1 protein-coding gene is annotated in these 265 nt (G+C 43.8%); it reads right to left on the bottom strand.

The features are described 5' to 3' along the window. Positions 1–24 precede the first annotated feature (24 nt). Positions 25–265, bottom strand: a 241-nt coding sequence (locus N473_RS26665) for a hypothetical protein (RefSeq protein WP_231099496.1), incomplete at its 5' end; no start/stop codon positions are given.

The following is a 265-nucleotide window of genomic DNA, read 5'->3' as shown; positions in this document are numbered from 1 at the left end:
AGATCGAGCGCAATCACGTTACGATTATTCATATATGGACTCCTTTGTTTTGGTCGACACCACATTACACTGTATGTGAGATGTGGTGGAGTCCATATATCGTTTCAGGATCCATGCTTTTCCAGCTTTGACGCGGTTGCTGAGTCTGTAGAGGTGTATTGATTTTGTTCGGTTAAAACGGCTTATTTCACCTTGCGCAAAAGAAGCGCACTCACTGCGTTCATTGTCGTTAGCATGTTGCATCATAGACCCTGAAGCAAGTTCA

It is taken from the genome of Pseudoalteromonas luteoviolacea CPMOR-1 (genome assembly GCF_001625685.1).
Classification (GTDB): domain Bacteria; phylum Pseudomonadota; class Gammaproteobacteria; order Enterobacterales; family Alteromonadaceae; genus Pseudoalteromonas; species Pseudoalteromonas luteoviolacea_K.
The sequence above is the reverse complement of the archived record's forward strand: the minus strand, read 5'-3'. Positions and strand labels throughout refer to the sequence as shown.